The sequence below is a fragment of the Bradyrhizobium sp. JR4.1 genome, from assembly GCF_040548605.1.
GTDB classification, from domain to species: domain Bacteria; phylum Pseudomonadota; class Alphaproteobacteria; order Rhizobiales; family Xanthobacteraceae; genus Bradyrhizobium; species Bradyrhizobium canariense.
The window spans coordinates 82,002-97,707 of the sequence record NZ_JBEPRY010000012.1; the positions used below are offsets into that span (position 1 = coordinate 82,002).

The 15,706-nt window shown below is 63.7% G+C and carries 15 protein-coding genes; 4 read left to right on the forward strand and 11 right to left on the reverse strand.

Annotated features, from left to right (window positions below; genetic code table 11):
* Window positions 1-138 precede the first annotated feature (138 nt).
* The 5 genes from ABIB90_RS22955 to ABIB90_RS22975 all read right to left on the reverse strand — a co-directional run bounded on the left by ABIB90_RS22955 (window position 139) and on the right by ABIB90_RS22975 (window position 7,555).
* Window positions 139-762: a flavin reductase family protein gene (locus tag ABIB90_RS22955; RefSeq protein WP_354127407.1), complete on the reverse strand. Its 624-nt coding sequence runs from the start codon at window positions 760-762 to the stop codon at window positions 139-141.
* Window positions 763-940: 178 nt separating this feature from the next.
* The gene (locus tag ABIB90_RS22960) at window positions 941-1,540 is read right to left on the reverse strand and encodes a TetR/AcrR family transcriptional regulator (protein ID WP_007595185.1); all 600 of its coding nucleotides are present in this window, start codon (window positions 1,538-1,540) and stop codon (window positions 941-943) included.
* Window positions 1,541-1,575: 35 nt separating this feature from the next.
* Window positions 1,576-4,713, reverse strand: a complete 3,138-nt coding sequence (locus tag ABIB90_RS22965; protein WP_354201425.1) for an efflux RND transporter permease subunit — start codon at window positions 4,711-4,713, stop codon at window positions 1,576-1,578.
* 179 nt (window positions 4,714-4,892) lie between these two features.
* Entirely contained in the window at window positions 4,893-5,999 is a 1,107-nt protein-coding gene (locus ABIB90_RS22970) for an efflux RND transporter periplasmic adaptor subunit (protein ID WP_354201426.1), read from the reverse strand.
* 221 nt (window positions 6,000-6,220) lie between these two features.
* Entirely contained in the window at window positions 6,221-7,555 is a 1,335-nt protein-coding gene (locus tag ABIB90_RS22975; protein WP_354169638.1) for an MFS transporter, read from the reverse strand.
* Window positions 7,556-7,633: 78 nt separating this feature from the next.
* Between ABIB90_RS22975 and ABIB90_RS22980 the strand changes: the two genes are divergently transcribed.
* Window positions 7,634-8,062, forward strand: a complete 429-nt coding sequence (locus ABIB90_RS22980) for a ribosomal maturation YjgA family protein (protein ID WP_007595193.1) — start codon at window positions 7,634-7,636, stop codon at window positions 8,060-8,062.
* 92 nt (window positions 8,063-8,154) lie between these two features.
* Here ABIB90_RS22980 and ABIB90_RS22985 read toward each other — a convergent pair whose 3' ends face one another.
* The 3 genes from ABIB90_RS22985 to ABIB90_RS22995 form a co-directional block, all read right to left on the reverse strand.
* A complete protein-coding gene (locus ABIB90_RS22985) occupies window positions 8,155-9,318 on the reverse strand; it encodes a winged helix-turn-helix domain-containing protein (RefSeq protein ID WP_354169636.1) in 1,164 nt (387 codons plus the stop codon).
* A gap of 115 nt (window positions 9,319-9,433) precedes the next feature.
* Window positions 9,434-9,688 carry a hypothetical protein gene (locus ABIB90_RS22990; protein WP_354201448.1) on the reverse strand — a complete coding sequence of 85 codons (255 nt, stop codon included), beginning with the start codon at window positions 9,686-9,688 and terminating at the stop codon, window positions 9,434-9,436.
* 119 nt (window positions 9,689-9,807) lie between these two features.
* Window positions 9,808-10,053 (reverse strand): hypothetical protein, encoded by a 246-nt coding sequence (locus ABIB90_RS22995; protein WP_018455000.1) that lies wholly within the window; start codon window positions 10,051-10,053, stop codon window positions 9,808-9,810.
* A 500-nt stretch (window positions 10,054-10,553) separates the two neighbouring features.
* On the opposite strand from ABIB90_RS22995, the gene ABIB90_RS23000 reads away from it, so the two are divergent.
* On the forward strand, window positions 10,554-11,195 hold the full coding sequence (locus ABIB90_RS23000; RefSeq protein WP_354169632.1) for an OmpA family protein: 642 nt from the start codon (window positions 10,554-10,556) through the stop codon (window positions 11,193-11,195).
* Between the two features lie 56 nt (window positions 11,196-11,251).
* Here ABIB90_RS23000 and ABIB90_RS23005 read toward each other — a convergent pair whose 3' ends face one another.
* Window positions 11,252-12,682 carry a phospholipid carrier-dependent glycosyltransferase gene (locus ABIB90_RS23005; RefSeq protein ID WP_354201427.1) on the reverse strand — a complete coding sequence of 477 codons (1,431 nt, stop codon included), beginning with the start codon at window positions 12,680-12,682 and terminating at the stop codon, window positions 11,252-11,254.
* Between the two features lie 51 nt (window positions 12,683-12,733).
* Between ABIB90_RS23005 and ABIB90_RS23010 the strand changes: the two genes are divergently transcribed.
* Both ABIB90_RS23010 and ABIB90_RS23015 read left to right on the forward strand, forming a co-directional pair.
* Window positions 12,734-13,435: a FecR family protein gene (locus ABIB90_RS23010; RefSeq protein ID WP_354201428.1), complete on the forward strand. Its 702-nt coding sequence runs from the start codon at window positions 12,734-12,736 to the stop codon at window positions 13,433-13,435.
* Window positions 13,436-13,437: 2 nt separating this feature from the next.
* On the forward strand, window positions 13,438-14,592 hold the full coding sequence (locus ABIB90_RS23015) for a hypothetical protein (RefSeq protein WP_354201429.1): 1,155 nt from the start codon (window positions 13,438-13,440) through the stop codon (window positions 14,590-14,592).
* Between the two features lie 75 nt (window positions 14,593-14,667).
* On the opposite strand, the gene ABIB90_RS23020 is transcribed toward ABIB90_RS23015, so the two are convergent.
* Together ABIB90_RS23020 and ABIB90_RS23025 are read right to left on the reverse strand one after the other, a co-directional pair.
* Entirely contained in the window at window positions 14,668-15,156 is a 489-nt protein-coding gene (locus ABIB90_RS23020; protein WP_354201430.1) for a VOC family protein, read from the reverse strand.
* A 40-nt stretch (window positions 15,157-15,196) separates the two neighbouring features.
* Window positions 15,197-15,625 carry a VOC family protein gene (locus ABIB90_RS23025; RefSeq protein WP_219684461.1) on the reverse strand — a complete coding sequence of 143 codons (429 nt, stop codon included), beginning with the start codon at window positions 15,623-15,625 and terminating at the stop codon, window positions 15,197-15,199.
* Between the last annotated feature and the right edge of the window lie 81 nt (window positions 15,626-15,706).

The window sequence follows — 15,706 nt, forward strand, 5'->3', positions numbered from 1 at the left end:
AGTTCCGGGAGGGATGTCATTCCCGGGCGCGCGAAGCGCGAGCCCGGAATCCATGGTGCGGCAGCGCTGGTCGATGAATGGATTCCAGGTTCGCGCCTAACGGCGCGCTCCGGAATGACGGGATGGAGAGAGAGGCGCCTAATCCGGCCGCACCATCTCGAACATGTTTTCCGGCTTGATCTCGAAATAATCCCCGCTGCGGCCGGCCCGGACGATCGGGCGGGCGGCGGCGGTCTGGTAGACGCCGTCCTTGATCATGGCCTTGTCGATGTGGACGGCAACGACCTCGCCGAGCGTCAGCCAGGCATTGGCTTCCTTGCCGTTGGCGCCCTTGAGCCGGACGATGTCGGACACCTTGCACTCGAAGGCGACGGGACTCTCGCCGACGCGCGGCACGTTGACGAGTCTGCCGGGCACGGCAGTGAGGCCGGCAACCTCGAACTCGTCGACCTCAGGGCCGACGTGCGCCGCAGTCGCGTTCATGTGCCTGGCCAGGTCCATGGTGGCCAGATTCCAGACGAACTCCCCGGTCTGCTGGATGTTCGCGACCGTGTCCTTCCAATTGGTGGAGGAGAAGCCGATGATCGGAGGGACATAGCAGAACGCGTTGAAGAAGCTGTAGGGCGCGAGATTGACGTGGCCCTTGGTGTCGCGCGACGAAATCCAGCCGATCGGCCGCGGCGCGACGATGGCGTTGAAGGGATCGTGCTTGAGGCCGTGGCCCTTGGCGGGCTCGTAGAAGTGCAGGTCTTTGTCGGTCACGCGCTGTTTCCTTCTCGTCATTGCGAACGCAGCGAAGCAATCCAGAATCCTTCCGCAGAAACAGTCTGGATTGCTTCGCTACGCTCGCAATGACGGAGTGTGTTAATCCGTCCTTGCCAGCCACCAGCCGTCATTCCGGGGCGGTGGGCCTGCTTATAGGAGGAAATCCGTCGCCGCGTCAGTGGCGCGGGGACAATCCCGCGATGACGAAATCGATCATCTGGTCGATGGTCGGGCCCGGCTTGGTCGCGCACTGGGCGATCATCTGGGGGTGGAAAAACCGCATCATCGCGGTGCAGGCGCAGAGCGCGGCCAGTTGCAGGTCCGGCGCCTCGAACTCGCCGGACGCCACGCCTTGCGCGATCATCTGGCCGATGACCCCGGCAATACACTCCATGTGGTTGACGCAGACATCCCAGTCCTCCTGCATCGCGATCTCGACCATCTCGTGCAGCTTATTGTCGCCGACATAGCGTTCGGTGTTCATGCGATTGATGGTGGTGAGCAGCTCGCGGAAGCGCGGCGTTACCGGACCGGGCCTCGCCACGATCCGCTGCGCTTCCAGCTCGACCTCGCCCATCAGCGAGCGGGCCACCGCCTGATGAATCGCCTTCTTCGATTCGAAGAAGCGATAGACGTTGGCGGGGCTCATCTTGAGCTCCTTGGCGATGTCCCCGACCGTGGTCTTGAGATAGCCGATCTGGCGGAACAGCCGCTCGGCCACCTCGAGAATACGATCCCGGGTGTCGCCTTCGATATGTTCCGAAACCAGTGTCATCTGTCAGGACTCGTCAATCAGCAGTTCATCTTCACTTATTCAGCCGCCTCAGCAAGCGGAATTACGTTCTGGTCATCGCTCCCATGCTGCGGCGCGGCAGGTTGCTCGGGGGTGCCCGCCTCGTCCAGGCTCTTGCGGAACCAGAGGGCGTAGAGGCCCGGCAGGTACAGCAGCGTGAGGAAGGTCGCAACGAACAATCCGCCCATGATGGTGATCGCCATCGGCCCCCAGAACGCCGAGCGCGACAGCGGGATCATGGCGAGGATGGCGGCAAGCGCCGTCAGCACCACCGGACGGGCCCGGCGGACAGTCGCCTCCACGATCGCCTCACGGCGGGTCAGGCCATGCGAAACGTCGGTCTCGATCTGATCCACGAGGATGACCGCGTTGCGCATGATCATGCCGGCAAGCGCGATCAGGCCGAGCAGCGCCACGAAACCGAACGGGGCGTTGGCGAGGTTGAGCCCGAAGGAGGCGCCGACAATGCCGAGCGGTGCGGTCAGGAACACCAGGATCAGGCGCGAGAAGCTCTGCAGCTGGAACATCAGCAGCGTCAGCATCACCATGACCATCAGCGGGAAGAGAATGAAGATCGAGGCGTTGCCCTTGGCGGATTCCTCGAACGCGCCGCCCGCCTCGATGCGGTAGGCCGGCTCGAGGTTGTCCTTGATTGCCTTCAGCTTCGGCGCGATCTGGCCGGTGACGTCGGGCGCCTGCACGCCGTCGACGACGTCGGAGCGCACGGTGATCGCCATGTCGCGGTTACGCCGCCACATGATCGGCTCCTCGTGGGCATACTCGATCTTGGCGATCTGCTGCAGCGGCACGGCCACGCCGTTACGCGAGGTGATGGTGAGATCGCCGACAGCGCCGAGGTCGAGCCGTTCGGACGAGACGGCGCGCGCGACCACGCCGACCTTCTCGATGCCGTCGCGCACGGTCGTCACCTGTGAGCCCGAGATCAGCATCGAAAGCGCCTGCGACACGTCCTGCGGGGTCAGGCCCATCGCGCGGGCGCGATCCTGGTCGACGACGAGCTTGAGGTAAGGCGACTGCTCGTTCCAGTCGAGCTGGACATCCTTGACGCTCTTGTTCTGCCGCATGACGTCGCGGACCTGGTAGGCGATCTCGCGCACCTTGTTGGCATCGGGGCCGATGACGCGAAACTGCACGGGAAAACCAACGGGGGGACCGAAATTGAAGCGGTCGACGCGCACGCGGGCTTCGTTGAGCGCGCCGTCGGCAACGGCGTTTTCAAGCTTGGCCTTGATGCGCTCGCGCGCCTCGACGCCCTTTGCGACGATGACGATTTCGGCAAAGGCCTCGTTCGGAAGCTGCGGATTGAGGCCGAGCCAGAAGCGCGGCGAGCCCTGCCCGACATAGGCCGTGTAGGTCTCGATATCCTTGTCGTCCTTGAGCATGGTCTCGGCCTTCTTCACCGCCTTTTCCGTGACGTTGAAGGCGGTGCCCTCGGGCAGGCGAAGCTGGAGGAACAGCTCGGGGCGCTCGGACAGCGGGAAGAACTGCTGCTGGACGTGGCCGAAGCCGACGATCGAGGCGATGAAGACGCCGACGGTCGCGGCCACCACCGTGATGCGGTGGTTGACGCACCACTGCACGATGGCGCGCAGGCCGCGATACATGCGGGTCTCGTAGACCGCGTGCGGATCGTGATTGTGGTGCACCTTGATGTTGGGCAGCAGCATGACGCCGATATAGGGCGTGAAGATCACCGCCACGAACCAGGACGCGACCAGCGCGATCGCCACGATCCAGAAGATGCTGCCGGCATATTCGCCGACCGCGGAATTGGCAAAGCCGATGGGGAGGAAGCCAGCGGCCGTGACCAGCGTTCCCGTGAGCATCGGAAACGCAGTGGATTCCCAGGCAAAGGACGCCGCACGCATGCGATCCCAGCCCTGCTCCATCTTCACCACCATCATCTCGACCGCGATGATGGCATCATCCACCAACAAGCCGAGCGCGATGATCAGCGCACCCAGGGTGATGCGGTGCAGGTCGAGCGACATGGTGTTCATGACGACGAAGACGATGCCGAGCACCAGCGGCACCGACAGCGCGACGACGATGCCGGTGCGCCAGCCGAGCGCCAGGAACGACACGAACAGCACGATGACGAGGGCTTCCATGAAGGAGTGCACGAATTCGCTGACGGCGTGCTCGACCACCTTGGGCTGGTCGGCGATCAGCTTGACGTCGACGCCCTGCGGCACCGCCTTCATGAATTCAGCCGTCGCCTTCTCGACCTCCTTGCCGAGATCGAGGATGTTGGCGCCCTTGGCGGTGACGACGCCGATGCCGATCGCGGCCTTGCCTTCCTGGCGCACGATGAAGCTCGGCGGGTCGACGTAACCATGGGTGACGGTGGCGATGTCGCCGAGGCGGAACACGCGGCCGTTGCTCTCGACCGGAGTCTCCGCGACGGCCTTGGCGCCGTCGAGCGCACCGGTGACGCGCAGCGGCACGCGCTGCGACGAGGTCTCGACCGTGCCGGCCGGCGTCACGTTGTTCTGCTTGGCGAGCGAATCGAACAGCGCCTGCGGCGTGATGCCGAGGGTGGCGAGCTTGGCATGGCTGAATTCGACGAAGATGCGCTCATCCTGGTTGCCGTAGACGTCGACCTTGGTCACGCCCGGCACCTTCAGGAGGCGCTGACGGAAACCCTCCGAGACCTTCTTGAGCTGGGCGTAGTCGGCGCCGTCGCCGGTCATCATGTAGAGGATGGAATCGACGTCGGAGAACTCGTCGTTGACCACGGGTCCGAGAATCCCTGCGGGCAACTGGCCCTGCACGTCGGCCAGCTTCTTGCGCAGCAGATAGAAGAGATACGGAACGTCCTTCGGCGGCGTGGAGTCGCGGAAGGTCACCTGGAGCGCAGTGAAGCCGGGCTTGGAATAGGTCTGCACCTTCTCGAAGTAAGGCAGCTCCTGGATTTTCTTCTCGATGGGATCGGCGACCTGCGCCTGCATCTCCTGCGCGGTCGCGCCCGGCCACAGCACGGAGACGTTGACCACCTTCACCGTGAAGAACGGATCCTCGGCGCGGCCGAGCTTCTGATAGGAGAAGAACCCGGCGACGCCGAGAATGAGCATCAGGAACAGGATCAGCGTCGGATGGCTGACGGCCCAGGCCGAAAGATTGAAGCGCTTCATCGCACTCTCCAAAGATGATCCGGTTGCAAAAAACGACAGCCACTCTGTTCAAACCGTCGTCGCGAGGCAGCGAAGCAATCCAGGGGGCTGGGCAGGTTCTGGATCGCTTCGCCGCTTCAGCCAAAGCATTTGCGCTCGGGCCGAAACTCACCTCACACGACGCAACTCGTAAACGAGACTTAAAAGGACAGTGACGACACGATCCGCACCCGCTGGCCCGGATCGAGCTTCTGCACACCCAGAGCAACGATCTTGGCGCCCTCGTCGACACCGCCGGTGATGACGACGTCGTTGCTCTCGTAGGACTTCACCGTCACCGGCTTCAGCGTGACCCCGCCGTTGTCGTCGACGACGTAGAAGGACGGTTTGCCGCCTTCGTTGAACAGTGCCGACAGCGGCAGCCGCGCAACGCGCTCGGTCGCAGCGTCCGACAGCGTCAGCGTCGCAGTCATGCCGAGCGAGACCTTGTCGTCGGCCTCGGGCAGCGAGAACTTTGCCAGATAGGTGCGCGTCGCAGGATCCGCGGTGGGCGCGATCTCGCGCAGCTTGGCCGTATATTTCTTGCCCGGCTCCGACCAAAGAGTGACGCTGGCGGCGCCCGATTTGGCACGTCCGACCAGCGTCTCAGGGATCGCGACGACCGCTTCCTTCTCGGCAAAGCGGGCGACACGGATCGAAGCCTGGCCCGCGGCGACCACCTGGCCGGGCTCGATCAGCGTTGCGGTGACGACGCCACGGGCGTCGGCGTTGAGCGTCGCGTAGGAAAGGGAATTGTTGGTCAGCTCGACCGAGCGCTCGGCCCGGTTCAGGCGGGCACGTGCCTCGTCGGCGGCGGCGCGGCTCGAATCCAGCTGCGCGTCGGTGGTCCAGCCCTTGGCCTTCAAATCCTTGGCGCGCTGCTCGGCGGCGGCGGCCTGGGCCAGCACGCCGGTCGCAGCGGTCTGCTCGGCGACGGCTTGCTCGGCCTGGAGCTTCAGATCGACCTCATCGAGGACCGCGAGCGGCTGGCCGATTTCGACGGTCTGGCCGACTTCGACCAGACGCTTGGCGACCTTGCCGGCGACCCGAAAGCCCAGATCGCTCTCGATCCGCGGCCTTATGGTGCCAACAAAGCTACGCTCAGGCTTTTCGGCATCATAGTGGGCGGTGGCGATCAGAACCGGCCGCGGCGGCTCGGCCTTTTCAGCAACGGTGTCATTGCACCCAGCGAGGGCGGCAGCCATTAGCGCCAGCGAAACACCGGCCAAGAGCCTCGAATAGCTGGACAAAACGGATCGGACGAACATCGGAGGACACTCCCTCGGCTGCAATGAGAGGAATGTCGACTAATCACTGATAAAAGTCAATAATCGTCAGTCATCAGGAATCTGTGATCGTTAAGAGGTGGTAACCTCCGCGGGCTGCCCCTGGCGGAAGCCTGGACTGTTCGAAGAAAGCGTCGCGCCGCAGGTCCCCAGAGGGCCGCGTGGAAATAGGCCCTGGCTTTCGCGGAGGCGACATTTCGAGGCTATCGCCGCCCCTGCTCCGCGAACTCGTGCTTGCTTTCGTGACCGCCGATGAAGACCAGGATGCCGGCGATCAGCGGCAGCACCGCGAGCACGAGCAGTCCGGTCGAGGTCTGGCCGGTGGCTTCCTTGACCCAGCCGATCAGATAGGGCCCACCGAAGCCGGCGAGATTCCCGATCGAGTTGATCAAGGCGATGGCACCGGCCGCCGCCGTGCCGGAGAGCCAGGCGGTGGGCAAGGTCCAGAACACCCCGAAGCAGCAGAACACGCCGATCGCGGCCACCGTCAGCACCATCATCGTCAGGGTGGGGTCGGTGAGATAGGAGGAGACGCCGAGGGCGACGGCGGTGAGCAGCAACGGCGCGCCGACATGCATCACGCGCTCACGCGTGGCATCGGAATGCCGTGCCCACAGGATCATCGCGATGGTGCCGAACAGATACGGGATGGCGGTGACGAAGCCGGTCTGAGCGTTGGTGAGGCCGAACGCCTTGACGATCTGCGGCAGCCAGAACTGCATGCCATACAGCGCGCCAACGAAGCCGAAATAGACCAGGGCGAGCATGATCACATTCGGTGAAGTCAGCGCCTCACTGAGCGACAAATGCTTCACCGCCTGCTTGGCCGCGATCTCGGCATCGAGCTTGGTCTTGAGCCAGGCCTTCTGCTCGGCCGTGAGCCAATCCGCCTTCTCCGGCCTGTCGGTGAGATAGAACCAGGTGACGATGCCGAGCAGCACAGAGGGAATGCCCTCGATGATGAACAGCCACTGCCAGCCCTTCAGGCCCATCGCGCCGTCGAGGCCGAGCAGCAGGCCCGAGACCGGCGCGCCGATCAAGGTGGAGACCGGCACGGCGATGGCGAAGGCCGCGAGGAAGCGGGCGCGGTATTCGGCCGGATACCAATAGGTGAGATAGAGGATGATGCCGGGGAAGAAGCCGGCCTCGGCGACGCCGAGCAGGAAGCGCAGCACGTAGAAGCTCGTGACGCCGCTCGTGAGCGCCATCAGCGCCGAGATGATGCCCCAGGTCACCATGATGCGGGCGATCCAGCGGCTGGCGCCGAACTTCTCCAGCGCCAGATTGCTCGGCACCTCGAAAATGAAATAGCCGATGAAGAAGATGCCGGCGCCCCAGGAGAAGATCAGCGGCGTGAATTTCAGCTCGGCATTCATGGTCAACGCGGCGAAGCCGAGATTGACGCGATCGAGATAGGAGAAGAAGTAGGCCAGCACCAGGAACGGGATCAGTCGCCAGGAAATGGCGCGGATCGTCGAGGTCTCGATTTCCGACTTGGCTGCGCCGGTCGAACCGGCATAGGTCGTGGTCTGGCTCATGGCTTCCCCCGGGTTGTTGCTTTTATGGGCTGATCCGGGGTTTTGAGCATCGCCGCGAAAGAGTCAATGGAGCAAGCAATGCACGAGGCACAACCGGTCAAACCCATTGCACCGCTTCGGACATCGCTGATCCGCGCCGGTCTGGCGCTGGCGGTTATTGCCTGCGGACTCTCGCTGCGCTGGTACGGCTTTCCGATCGGCCTGCCGGCCTTCGTGGTGAAGTACGGCGGCTCGCTGCTATGGGCGACGATGGTGTTTTTGCTGGTCGGCGTTTTGCTGCCGCGGCTGCCACGGGCGCAGATCGCAGCCATCGCAATCGCGATAGCGGTCGTGGTCGAATTCTCCCGGCTGGTGCACATGCCCTGGCTCGACGCGTTCCGGCTGACCACGGCCGGGGCGCTGCTGCTCGGGCGCATCTTCTCGCCATGGAATTTGCTGGCGTATGCGGTTGGGATTGCGTTCGGCGTTTGGATTGATCGGCTCGCCAGGGTGCGTACGGTGGGTTAGCGCAGCGTAACCCACCACTGTTTGTCTCCGCGGAAGTGAAAGAGGTGGATTACGCTTCGCTAATCCACCCTACCGACCGACGAGGGCGCATTTCACTCCGCCAATTGAAACTTCTCAAACCGATCGAGCTCCTCCTCGATCTTTTGCTTGAGCTCCTTGCGCCCCGCGGCCTTCTTTCCCTCACCGACCCAGGTCCATTTCTGCATCAGCAGCTTCTTCGCCTGCCGGTCGGTCTTCAGATCGAGCGCGGCGACGATCTCTTCGCCGACCAGCACGGGGAGCGCGAAATAGCCGAGCTTGCGTTTGGCCTTCGGCACATAGGCCTCGAACAAATGGTTGTAGCCGAAGATGAGATTGGTGCGCTTGCGCTGGATGATCAGCGGATCGAACGGCGACAGGATGTGAACGAGATCAGGTGGCGCGCGCTCGCCCGGCTCGAGCGCAGCCGGCAGTGCCCAGTGCGCCTGCTTGCCGGCACCGTCGATGGCGACAGGCACGAGCTCGCCACGGCGGACGCGCGAGCCGATCAGGACAGCCACCGCCGCCTTGCGCGGCGCGTCGAGATGGCAGACTGAATCGAGGCTCACCACACCTTGCGATCGCAGCGCGCGATCGAGCAGATAGGCCGTAATGTCCTTTGCCGACGCCGGCTTTGGCAGCTTGTCCCAGCCGAAATGGCGCGTCATCAGCTCATAGGTCTTGAGCATGCCCTGGCGCTCGCTGACGGTCACGGCACCCGTATAGAAAGCGAGCTGCAACGCCCGCTTCGAGGGTTTTCGGCTTTGCCACAGATGCTCCTTCTCGGTGAGCACGTCGTCCTCGATGTCGCGGATCGTCAGCGGGCCGGCGCGCACCAGCCGCATCACCTTGCGCATGTCGGCAGGCTTCACCGAGGCGAACCATTTGTGCCCCTCGCGGCGGTGCTCGCGCATCGCCGGCAGGAAGAAGCGGAAGTCGCCGGCCGGCACGTAGGACAGCGCATGCGTCCAATATTCAAAGACGCTCTTGTCGACGCTCTGGGCGTGGCGCAGGTCGGCGCGGCGGTAGGACGGGATGCGGCTGAACAGGATGTGGTGGTGGCAGCGCTCGATCACGTTGATGGTGTCGATCTGCACATAGCCGAGATGGGCGACCGCGTCGGCGACGGCTTGCGGGCCGTCACCAAACGGCGCGCGCTCGTTCAGGCGCTGGGCATGAAGCCAGATTTGCCGGGCCTGTTTCGTGGTGAGTGGAATCGGTTTGGGCGCGCGGGACATTGCAGGAGGGAATGTAGCGGAATTCGCGCTGGGAGAAAGAAGCGGACCGGACTGAGCAAAAGAAAAGCCGCGCTGCCATCTGCTGACAGCGCGGCCGCTTGGCGTGGCCGAGGCCCTATTTCATCATCATGGCCTTCTGCGCCTTCATGTAATGCATGCAGCCGCCCTTCATCTTGCCATTGCTCATATCGGTGTTGGCCATGGCCATTTCCTTGTTGGCCGCGACCTTGGCCGGGGTATCGGCCGTGCCCATCATCATGGCTGTCGATTTCATCATGTTATCGCCGGTGCACGCCATCATGGCGGCGGATGCCGGTGAAAGAGAAACGGTGAACGCGACAAAAGCGGCGGCTGTGAGCAAGATCTTCATCGAAAAGTCTCCTCCGTAAAACGAAACCGGCGTCATGCCGGCCTTCGCAATACGTATTCTCCGGCGAAGACGTTTCGGGGAGAAGACAATTTTCTTGCTGCGGTGCGAAGGCGGAGCGCTCAGCGCCCGGCTTTCGGGGCTTTGGACCGGTCGCCAACGCTGCCTGTGGCGACATCGGGTTCGCACGAGGCCTTGCCGCGCTCCTCCGCCTGGCAGCGATAGACGTTGCCGGTGAGGCGATCGACCAGCCACATGTTCTCGTCGGTCGGCGCTTGAAGCCCGACATAGCGGGAGGTCAGCCCCGTGATCAGCGTCGACAGCAGGATCGCCACCGCGATCATCGCGGCCCCGATATAGATGGGCATGGAATTCAGGGACACGGTCCGATCTGGCGGGCCACTGCGATAGAACTGATAATCACTTGGCCTCGGCACTGGATGGAACTCGGCTCCCTTCGTTGCGCTTGTCGGAGGCTCCGCCCTAGGCGTCCATCTGGCCGAAAAATTGTCCGCAGACAGGCCATCACGCGACGGCTTTGCGACAATCGGTCAGCACAGGTTTCCCTGAGTGAACCGGGGCCCCGAGTGGCACCGGGCGCGGCGGTCCTCAGTGATGTGGATCACGACAGGACTGCGACGGCTCGAACGCTCGCGGGGCAGCATGCGACCACTCTCTTCACGCGTCAGCGTCGGTCCTCGGAGTGGACCGCGGGTCGGCCCTCCATGAACCCGAAACCGCTTGAAATTCGCTGCCGTGGCCTCGGAGGGCCCGTTTCCACCGTGACCAAGATCACAGCAGGGGTTTTGAACCTGCCCTATGCTTGCAGCATCAAATAGCCATCAGGCGTCACAACGAGGATACGACAATGACTAGTTTCAATAAGTCTTTTGCACTGAAGGCGATGACCCTCTCGGCAATTCTGTCGATGACAGCCGGCTTGGCTATGGCCGGCGACGGCAATGTCTCGACCAACCAGATCCTGGATGCATTGAAGCCGAAGGCGGCGACCCGCGGGCTGTCCGCAGGTCCGCAGGTCGATCCGGCGGCGCAGGCCAAGGAATCGACGTTCCTGAACACGGTGCGCAACCGCTCGACCCGGTCGCTTTCGACGGGCGAGCGCGAGCAGATTGCCGAGCTCGCCGCGACCAAGCCGAAGATCGATCTGGAGATCCAGTTCGACTACAACTCGGCCGACATTGCCAAGACATCGGTGCCGTCGGTGCAGGCGCTCGGCAAGGCGCTGTCCGATCCCTCGCTGAAGGGCTCGACCTTCGTGGTCGCCGGCCACACCGATGCGGTCGGCACCGAGGGGTACAATCAGGGGCTCTCCGAGCGGCGGGCTGACACCATCAAGAAGTATTTGGTGCAGAACTACGGACTCACCGGCACCGATCTCGTCACCGTCGGCTACGGCAAGACCAAGCTGAAAGACACCGCCAACGGCGCCGACCCGATCAACCGCCGCGTCCAGGTCGTGAACATGGACACCCAGACCGCGTCAAAGTAATTCCCAGGTCATCGCCCATAAAGGCGCCGCCTGTCGTTCCCCGGCAGGCGGCGATATCATATCCAGCTCTGGAAGAGCATCAGCCGGTTGAAAGTCTGCATCGACGTGCCGATGAAGGCCGCCGAGATCGGCAGCATGGCGGCAAAGCCGATCGCGGCGGCCCCGACATAGGCCCACAGCAGCCAGCGTGGCAGTCCGTCCCGGCGCAGCACATAGACCAGCGCGAGCGACGCCAGGGTCGCAGCCGGCAGATAGTAATAGATGAAGGCGAGCGTGCGCGGCAGCAACGCCCAGGCGAGCCAGCACCCGAAATAGAAGACCGCGATCAGGAACGCATCCCGGCGGCGCGCAACGACGAAGTCGCGCAGCACGACGGCGAGCGCGAGCAGCGCCGGCCACAGCACCAGGGGATTACCGAGGAAGGCGATCGCGGAGACATTGCCGTCCGCGGTCTTGTCGAACAGGAACCATACCGGGCGCGCGAGCAGCGGCCATGACGGCCACGCGCTCATATAAGTGTGGCCGGCGATGGCAGTGGTGGTGTTGTCGGCGAAGATCCGGCGTTGCGCCTCGACCAGATCCGGCAGCGACACGCCGTACAGCGGGACGAAGGCCGCAAGATATGTCATCGCGGGCAGGACGGTGAAGCAGAGCACGACGTGATGTAATCTGAAGTCGGGCCAGAGGTCGGGCCGGTACCAATCCCCCGGCTTCGCGTCGGCAAACAGGGTGTGCCAGCCCTGCATCAGGCGGATCACCGCGACGATGACGATGCAGATTCCGAGTGGAAATAGGCCGCTCCATTTGCAGGCGGCAGCACAGCCGAACAGGCTGCCGGCAGTCGCGAACAACGCATGAGGACGATCCTTTCGAAAACCGTGCATGAAGGCGGCAATTGCGAGCAGGCCGAAGCCGAGCGCAAAAATGTCGAGCATCGCGACGCGCGCCTGCACGTACAGCATCTGATTGCAGCCGGCGATCAGCGCAGCGGCGATCGCAGGCCCTTGCGCGGCGAACAGTGCGAGGCCGCACAGATAGATCGCGACGATCGCGAGCGCGCCGAACAATGTCGCGGGATAGCGCCAGCCCAGCGCGGTGTCGCCGAAGGTCGCTATCGATAGCGCGATCAGCTCTTTCGCCAAAGGCGGATGCATCGGGTTGAGCATCGGTTGCGACATCGTCGGTGCCAGCATCTGCCGCGCCGCCGGCACGTAGTGCACTTCGTCGAAGACGAACTTCTCCGGCGTCGTCAAGCCGATCAGCAGGGCGAGATGCGCGGCCAGGAAAATCGCGACAGCAATCACTGCGCTCCGCGACACCTTCGGAACCGCGGGCAAGTCGAGCGGCATTTGTGGGGATGTTTTGCGTGGCAAATTTGCGTCACCGCCGAGAATAATAGACATCGCAGTTTTCATTGAACGCATTCTGCCGCGACTGTCACTAAGCATAGCGCAGGTCTCGCGCTGCTTGTGATAATTCCGCCACATCGCAAGCGCGCGCGATCCGGTACGATCAGGGACACATCGATCGGTTGCGAAATGAATTTGCGTTTCTGGCTTTTCTCCACGCTGTTGTCGATCGCCTTGTGCGTGGCCCCTTGCGCGCAGGCGCAGACGCGCGTCGGGGAAGCCGTCGTGATCCAGAATGAGGTCGTTCGCGTGGCCGCGACCACGACACCGATCAGCATTGGCGACAGCATGCTGCGGGACGAGACCGTGCGCACCGGCGCCGGCAGCGCAGCGCGCTTCGTGATGGCCGACAGCACCAATCTGTCGCTCGGTCCGAGCGCCACGCTCAAGCTCGACCGCACCGTCTTCAACGACGAGCACAGCTATCGTGACGTTGCGATCCGCATGACGACCGGCGCATTCCGTTTCGTCACCGGACATTCCGAGAAGACCGCCTACAAGATCACGACCCCGCTTGCGACGATCGGCGTGCGCGGTACTACACTCGATATCCTGTCCCAGCGCGGCCGCTCGGTCGTCGTGCTGCAGGACGGCGCCGCCAGTGTCTGCACGACGAGCCAACAGTGCGTGCAGCTCACCCAGCCCGGCGACACCGCAATCATCACCTCGACCGGCGGCAAGGTCTCCATCAGTAAGACCAATACGCCGCCCTGGACCTTTGCCGCGACCTGCGCCGCGAGCGCGGGACTATGCGCCGTCAACCAATACGCGGATGCCTCGCCGACCATCACGCCCGCCGTCCACGACGACGGCATGCTGTGCGGACGCTGAAGATGGCGGTATTCAACGTCAGGCGCTTCATCGTCGCGAGCGTGCTGACCGCCGCGGCTACGTTTGCGTTTGCCGCGTTCGGGGCCCGTCCGGCGGCTGCCGCCACGGCGTGCCAGTCCGACTGCGGAGGGCCCACGCCGGCGCCGAGCTATTCACCCTCGCCGACGCCGACCTACAGCCCCTCGCCCGCGCCCAGCCCCTACCCGTCATCGTCGCCGAGCCCTTATCCGTCCTCTTCGCCGAGCCCGACGCCGACACCGACCGGCGCGGATTCCAGCGGCGGCTCGATCGGCGACCTCGCCAACCAGCGCTTCAACCAGATGATCACCAACCGGGTGCTCGGCACGGTGCTGCTCGGCGTCAACGAACAGGTCAATTGCAGCAACTGCGTCAGTGCGTTCGGCTCCGCCGGCTCGTTTTCGGCCGGCATCCACGGCCGCAAGGAGCTGACCAACAATCTGTCGCTGCTCGCCGGCATCGCCTACACGCAATACAGCGAAGGCGGCTACAACATCACCAGCGCGCCGATCGGCGCATTCGCGCTACGCTATGACTTCACCGACTGGGGCTCGTCGCGTCCGTTCTTCGACATCGGCACGATCCTGACGCCGTGGGAGAAGGCGCGCTACACCCGCAGCTACAACACCAGCCTCGGCCCGGTGAGCGTCACGAGTTCGACCAACGCCGCGAACTACGCCGTCTACGGCCGCGCCGGCTGGATGAGCCGCGTGTCGCCCCGCGACGAGGTCGCCGCCTCGATCGAGGTCTGGCAGCTCTGGCAGCGCGTCTCGGGCTACACCGACAGCGCAGTGGCGTTCAATCCGTTCGATGCCAGCATCGCGACCGGCACCGACCGCACCAGCCTGGTCAAGATCGGCGGCCAGTGGACGCATCTCTACGGCAGCAATATCGAGGCCAACATCAATGGCGGCTGGGTGCAGTCGTTCGCTGGCCATAGCGGCATCGTCGCCACCGTGACCGGCGACGGCGTGGTGGTGCCGACCATGGGCAACCAGGGCTGGTTCGAATATGGCGGCCGGCTCGGCTTCCGCATGCAGAAGGGCTGGATCGTGGACCTGTTCGCCAACGGCACGCTCGGCCCGCAGCCAGTGGGTAACACCATCCATGGCGGCGTGGGGCTGCGGATCAATTATTAGCGGCGGGCTCAATCTCGTAGGGTGGGCACGGCGCAAGCGCGCCTTTGCCCACCCTACGATACTGTGGCTTCCACATCACGCTGCCGACTTGCCCTCGAACACGCGGCGCAAGGTCTCCACGTCCAGCTTCACCATCTTCATCATGGCCTGCATCGCGCGTGCGGCAGCCGCCTTGTCGGGGCTCGAGAGGAGTTCGAATATCACCTTCGGCACGACCTGCCAGGCCACGCCCCAGCGATCCCTGAGCCAGCCGCACTGCTCTTCCTTGCCGCCATGGGCCAGGAACGCATTCCAGACGCTGTCGACCTGGGCCTGATCGTCGCAATGGATCATCAGCGAGATCGCATGGGTGTATTCCATTTTCATGCCGCCGTTGAGCGCGACCAAAGGCTGTCCCGCCACCGAGAATTCGACGACGAGCACGGAGCCTTCCTTGCCGGACGGGCCATCTGAAACGTTGCGCTGAACATGCGTGATCGCCGAATTCGGCACGAGCGAGACGTAGAACTTCGCGGCTTGCTCGGCATCGCCATTGAACCACATGCAGGGAACGACCTTCGACATCGTGAATGCTCCTCTTCAGTTGTGATGTTCGCGCGCTAGATCAGGCGTTCGCCATGTCGGACTGCGCCGGGAAGGCTGCCATGTCCATCCAGTTCACGCCCCACATGTGGCCGTCCGGATCCTCGAAGCTGCGGCCGTACATGAAGCTGTATTCGTCCTTCGGGCTGGGATCGGCCACCCCGCCTGCAGCCGCGGCCCTGCTGACGATATCGTCGACCTCGGTCCGGCTATCGGCGGACAGGCAGAACAGCGCCTGGTTTGAGGTCTTTGCATCCGAGATCGGCTTCGGCGTGAACTGCCGGAATTTCTCGTGGGTCGTCAGCATCGCGTAGATGGTCTCGGAAAAGACCATGCAGCTCGCTGTTTCGTCGCTGAATTGCGGGTTCCTGGTCGCACCGACCGCCTCGTAAAAGGCAGTGGCGCGCTTGAGGTCGGTCACGGGCAGATTGAGGAAAATCATCCTGGGCATCGGAGCTCCTTGGGCGGGGTTCTGCCCAAGGACGGATGGCCAAGCGGCGATCCGACACGGCTTCCGGATCTTTTTTGGACC